The sequence below is a fragment of the Bizionia saleffrena genome (assembly GCF_008086175.1).
Classification (GTDB): domain Bacteria; phylum Bacteroidota; class Bacteroidia; order Flavobacteriales; family Flavobacteriaceae; genus Bizionia; species Bizionia saleffrena.
The window spans coordinates 1-525 of the sequence record NZ_VSKM01000067.1; the positions used below are offsets into that span (position 1 = coordinate 1).

Here is a 525-nt window from a genome sequence, read left to right on the forward strand (position 1 = left end):
ACGTTTAATGACTCTACTTGTAGTTGGGTTGTAACAGGAGAACAAGCAGCAGCACCAAACACAGAATGTTGGGAAACAGCGACGTTTAGTAATGATACGTGTAGTTGGGTTGTAACAGGAACACAACAATCAGAACCAACCACAGAATGTTATGAAACGGCAACGTTTAATGACTCTACTTGTATATGGGATGTAACAGGAACACAAGAAGCAGCACCAACGACAGAATGTTATGAAACGGCAACGTTTAATAATGATACGTGTATTTGGGAGGTAACAGGAACACAAGAAGCAGCACCAACGACAGAATGTTATGAAACGGCAACGTTTAATAACGATACTTGCGAATGGGAGGTAACAGGAACACAACAATCAGAACCAACGACAGAATGTTGGGAAACAGCGACGTTTAATAACGGTACTTGCGAATGGGTTGTAATAGGAACACAAGCAGCAGAACCAATCACAGAATGTTATGAAACGGCAACGTTTAATAATGATACGTGTATTTGGGAGGTAACAGGA

General features: G+C 41.1%; 1 protein-coding gene. It reads left to right on the forward strand.

Annotated features, from left to right (window positions below; translation table 11 throughout):
• Window positions 1-525, forward strand: a 525-nt coding sequence (locus tag ES676_RS14890; protein ID WP_170234480.1) for a hypothetical protein, incomplete at both ends; no start/stop codon positions are given.